Annotated in this window: 4 protein-coding genes and 1 pseudogene; 4 read left to right on the top strand and 1 reads right to left on the bottom strand. The window is 68.1% G+C overall.

Annotated features, from left to right (window positions below; translation table 11 throughout):
- The coding region (locus ACWELQ_RS39015; protein WP_452402030.1) for a GntR family transcriptional regulator at positions 1-548 on the bottom strand (548 nt) is incomplete at its 3' end.
- Positions 549-671: 123 nt separating this feature from the next.
- On the opposite strand from ACWELQ_RS39015, the gene ACWELQ_RS39010 reads away from it, so the two are divergent.
- The 4 genes and pseudogenes from ACWELQ_RS39010 to ACWELQ_RS38995 form a co-directional block, all read left to right on the top strand.
- Complete coding sequence (locus ACWELQ_RS39010; protein WP_033085381.1) at positions 672-1,508, top strand: nitrilase-related carbon-nitrogen hydrolase; 837 nt, start codon at positions 672-674, stop codon at positions 1,506-1,508.
- Positions 1,505-2,926, top strand: coding sequence for a dihydropyrimidinase (gene hydA / locus ACWELQ_RS39005; RefSeq protein WP_452402029.1), 1,422 nt, complete (start codon positions 1,505-1,507; stop codon positions 2,924-2,926). The genes ACWELQ_RS39010 and hydA overlap by 4 nt, the downstream gene beginning before the upstream one ends.
- Before the next feature lie 31 nt (positions 2,927-2,957).
- Complete coding sequence (locus ACWELQ_RS39000; protein ID WP_452402028.1) at positions 2,958-3,995, top strand: TIGR03842 family LLM class F420-dependent oxidoreductase; 1,038 nt, start codon at positions 2,958-2,960, stop codon at positions 3,993-3,995.
- Positions 3,996-4,056: 61 nt separating this feature from the next.
- Positions 4,057-4,513: pseudogene (locus ACWELQ_RS38995) on the top strand (hypothetical protein); the annotation flags it as partial.

Raw genomic sequence — 4,513 nt, 5'->3', positions numbered from 1 at the left:
GCCTCGCCCAGGTAGGTGGCCGACAGGTCGTCGAGGCGGTCGTCACCCGTCGCGCTCGAGCCGCCGAGTGCGCGCAGGGCCGCGGTCAGGTCCGGCAGCAGCATGGGATCCGGGGTGCCGCGCGACAGATCGATGCGGAAGGCGTTGTCGGACTGCGGATGTAGCCGCTGGTAGCGACCCACGGCGGGGACGGGTCGGGGATGCGGCCGGTCTTCGACGAAGGTGCCTGCCCGGCCGCGCGCCACGATCGCCCCGGCCGCCGCCAGCGCCCGCCACGCCTGGTTCACCGTGGCGGGGGAGACCCGCAGTTCCCGGGCCATCTCGCGGACCGTGGGCAGCCGGGTGCCGGGCGGCAGCGCGCCGGAGCGGATGCGGTGGCTGACGGCGGCGGCGATGCCTGTCGCGGTGCGATCGTGAGCGGCCGCCGCGAGGGACGCCGCGCTGTCGTTCGGCGTGTCGCCTGCGGGGGCGGTGTCGCGGGGGGTGGCGGTGTCTGTCGAGATGGCATCGTCCCCGGCCGCGTGTGGTGGTCCGAGTTCGGTTGTCACAGCGTCATTCTGCGTGCCCGGCCGAGGAGCTCCGAGCACCGGGTCGGAGGATTTACGGTCACGAAATCGTTTCCATCAACTTGTAACACAAGTGGATTCGTTTCAGGTGCAGTATCACAAGGCATGGCGATTGTGCGAGCGGCGCTGGTGCAGACCAATTGGACCGGCGATAAAGAGTCGATGATCAAGGCGCATGAGGACTATGCGCGGCAGGCGGCTGCGGCCGGGGCCAAGGTGATCTGCTTTCAGGAGCTGTTCTACGGGCCCTACTTCTGTCAGTTGCAGGACACCAAGTTCTACGACTATGCCGAGTCGGTGCCCGGACCCACCACCGAGCGGTTCGCGGCCCTGGCCCGCGAGCTGGGCATGGTGATGGTGCTGCCGGTGTACGAGCAGGAGCAGCCGGGGCTGCTCTACAACACCGCGGCGGTGATCGATGCCGACGGGACGTACCTGGGCAAGTACCGCAAGCACCATATTCCGCACGTCAACGGGTTCTGGGAGAAGTTCTACTTCCGGCCGGGCAATCTGGGCTGGCCGGTGTTCGATACCGCTGTCGGCAAGGTCGGCGTCTACATCTGCTACGACCGGCACTTCCCGGAGGGCTGGCGGGCACTGGGGCTGGCGGGCGCGGAGATCGTGTTCAATCCGTCGGCGACCTCGCGCGGGTTGTCGAGCTACCTGTGGAAGCTGGAGCAGCCCGCGTCGGCGGTGGCCAACGAGTACTACATCGGGGCCATCAACCGGGTCGGGATCGAGGAGTACGGCGACGACGATTTCTACGGGACCAGCTACTTCGTGGACCCGGAGGGCAAGTTCGTCGGCGAGGTCGCCTCCGATACCGCGCCGGAACTGGTGGTGCGGGATCTGGACATGGATCTGATCAAGGTGGTGCGCGACCGCTGGGCCTTCTATCGGGATCGGCGGCCGGATGCCTACGGAAAGCTGGTGGAGCCGTGAGCCGCACCTTCATTCACGGCGGAATCGTGGTGTCCGCCACCGGATCTCAAAAGCTGGATGTGCTGATCGACGGCGAGACCATCGCCGCGGTCATCCAGCCCGGCTCGACCGCGCTGGGCAGCGACCTGGCGGCCGCCGCCGACACGGTCATCGACGCCACCGGCAAGTACGTGATCCCGGGCGGCGTCGACGGCCACACCCACATGCAGATGCCCTTCGGCGGTACCGAGGCGTCCGACACCTTCGAAACCGGGACGCGGGCAGCCGCTTTCGGCGGCACCACGACGATCATCGACTTCGCCATCCAGAAGCCGGGCGAGCGCGTGCAGGACAGTCTGGCGCTGTGGCACGACAAGGCGTCCGGGAAGTGCGCGATCGACTACGGCTTCCACCAGATCGTTGGTTCGGTGGACGCCGAATCCCTCAAGGGCATGAGCGAATTGGTGTCCGAGGGCGTGTCCAGCTTCAAGCTGTTCATGGCCTATCCGGGCGTCTTCTACTCCGATGACGGCCAGATCCTGCGCGCCATGCAGACCGCCGGTGATCTCGGGGCGCTGCTGATGATGCACGCCGAGAACGGGATCGCCATCGACGTGCTCGTCGAGCAGGCGGTGTCGCGCGGCGAGACCGCGCCCTACTACCACGGCGTGACCCGGCCGTGGCAGATGGAAGAGGAAGCCACCCACCGCGCGATCATGCTGGCGCAGGTGACCGGGGCCCCGCTGTACGTGGTGCACGTGTCGGCCAAGCAGGCCCTGGAACAGATCGCGGAGGCACGCGGCAAGGGCCAGAACGTCTTCGGCGAGACCTGCCCGCAATACCTGTACCTCTCGCTCGAGGAGAACCTGGGCGCACCGGGTTTCGAGGGCGCGAAATGGGTGTGCTCGACCCCGCTGCGCGCCCGCGCCGAGGGCCATCAGGACGAGCTGTGGCGTTTCATCCGCACCGGTGACGTCACCACCGTGGCCACCGACCACTGCCCGTTCTGCATGAAGGACCAGAAGGAGATGGGCATCGGGGATTTCAGCAAGATCCCCAATGGCATCGGCGGCGTCGAACACCGCATGGACCTGATGTTCCAGGGCGTCAAGGACGGCCGCATCTCGCTCGAGAAATGGGTGGAGGTGTGCTGCACCGCGCCCGCGCGCACCTTCGGGCTGTATCCGCGCAAGGGCGTGATCAGCCCGGGCGCGGACGCCGACGTGGTGATCTACGACCCCAACGGGCACACCAGCATCGGGCTGGGCAAGACCCACCACATGAACATGGACTACTCCGCCTACGAGGGCTTCGAGATCGACGGCCACGTCGACACCGTGCTCTCACGCGGGCGCGTCCTGGTCGACGGCGGGCAATACCTGGGCAGCGCCGGTCACGGCCGGTTCGTCAAACGCGGGCTGTCCCAGAACCTCATCTGACACCACCGGACAACGAGGGGAGAAGTGCCGCATGGATATCGGTGTGGTGCTGCAGTGCACGCCGCCCGCCTCACGCGTGGTGGAACTGGCGAGAATCGCCGAGACGCACGGGTTCTCGCACGTGTGGACGTTCGACTCGCATCTGCTGTGGCAGGAGCCCTACGTCATCTACAGTCAGATCCTCGCCGCGACAAGGAAAGTCGTGGTGGGGCCGATGGTGACCAACCCGTCCACCCGGGACTGGACGGTCACCGCCTCGACCTTCGCCACCCTCAACGACATGTTCGGCAACCGCACCATTTGCGGTATCGGACGCGGTGATTCGGCCGTGCGCACCCTGGGCGGGCGGCCCGCCAACCTGGCGACGCTGCGCGAGTCCATCGGTGTCATCCAGGAACTGGGCAACGGGCGCAGCGCGACGATCGGCGACACCACGATCCGGTTCCCGTGGGCATCCGCTTCGCGGCTGCCGGTGTGGGTGGCCGGATACGGTCCGCGCGCACTGGATCTCACCGGTGAGGTGGCCGACGGGTTCATTCTGCAACTCGCCGACCCGGACATCACCGCCTGGACCATCGCGCGGGTCCGGGCCGCAGCCGAACGCGCGGGCCGCGACCCCGCCGAGGTGACCATCTGCGTGGCCGCGCCCGCCTACATCACCGACGGCAGCGCCGCGGCACTGAAACACGCACGCGAGCAATGCCGGTGGTTCGGCGGCATGGTCGGCAACCACGTCGCCGATATCGTCGCCCGCTACGGCAGCGACTCCGATGTCCCGAAGGCGCTGACCGACTACATCGCCGGACGGCAAGGCTACGACTACAACGAGCACGGCCGCGCCGGAAACACGCACGCCGAGTTCGTGCCCGACGAGATCGTGGACCGCTTCTGCCTGCTGGGCAGCCCGGACGAACACCTCACCCGCCTGCGCGAACTGGAGGCGATGGGCGTCGACCAGTTCGCGGTCTACCTGCAGCATGACGCCAAGACCTCCACCCTCGAGGCCTACGGCGAATCGGTCCTGCCGCGGCTGGCCCACCCGATCGAGGCGACGGTGAGCCAATCGTGAGACCACACGGCCCGGCCCGGGCAGTGACAGCGCCGCGCCGGACGAGCACGGGAGCGGGCGCATGGTGACCGCCGCCACCGTCACCTCGGTCGCGGATGCCGTGGAGACGCAAGGCATCTCCGTCGCGCAGCGCAAGGGCGCGGTCGGGCGGAATCCGTGGCGACTGCTCTACCCGGTCGCGGCCTTCGTCCTGGTGATCGGTGTGTGGGAGCTGGTGAAAGCCCTGGTCCCGGCCAATGGGGTGAGCGTCGGCGGGCAGCGCGTGCTGCCACGCACCACCGATGCGGCGCTACCGCATTCGTGGGCGGTGCTCACCGTGCTGGGGGAGCGGGACGGGAAGACCACGGTCGGCGCGACCCTGCTGCGCACCGCGAGCTTCACCCTCGAACTCGCGCTGCTCGCGCTGGTCGTGGGCACCGTGGTGGGCATCCGCGCCCAGGCGGTGCTGCGCGACGGCACGCTGGCCCACGACTTCCTGCTGGAGCGCACCCCGCGTTCAGTGCACGTGCTCAATGCGC

It is taken from the genome of Nocardia sp. NPDC004722 (genome assembly GCF_053601505.1).
This window is presented reverse-complemented; position numbering and strand designations above follow the sequence as displayed.

Excerpts from the sequence above, each read along its gene's own strand:
- ACWELQ_RS39000 (WP_452402028.1), top strand. The coding sequence starts at position 2,958 with ATGGATATCGGTGTGGTGCTGCAGTGCACGCCGCCCGCCTCACGCGTG.
- ACWELQ_RS39010 (WP_033085381.1), top strand. The coding sequence starts at position 672 with ATGGCGATTGTGCGAGCGGCGCTGGTGCAGACCAATTGGACCGGCGAT.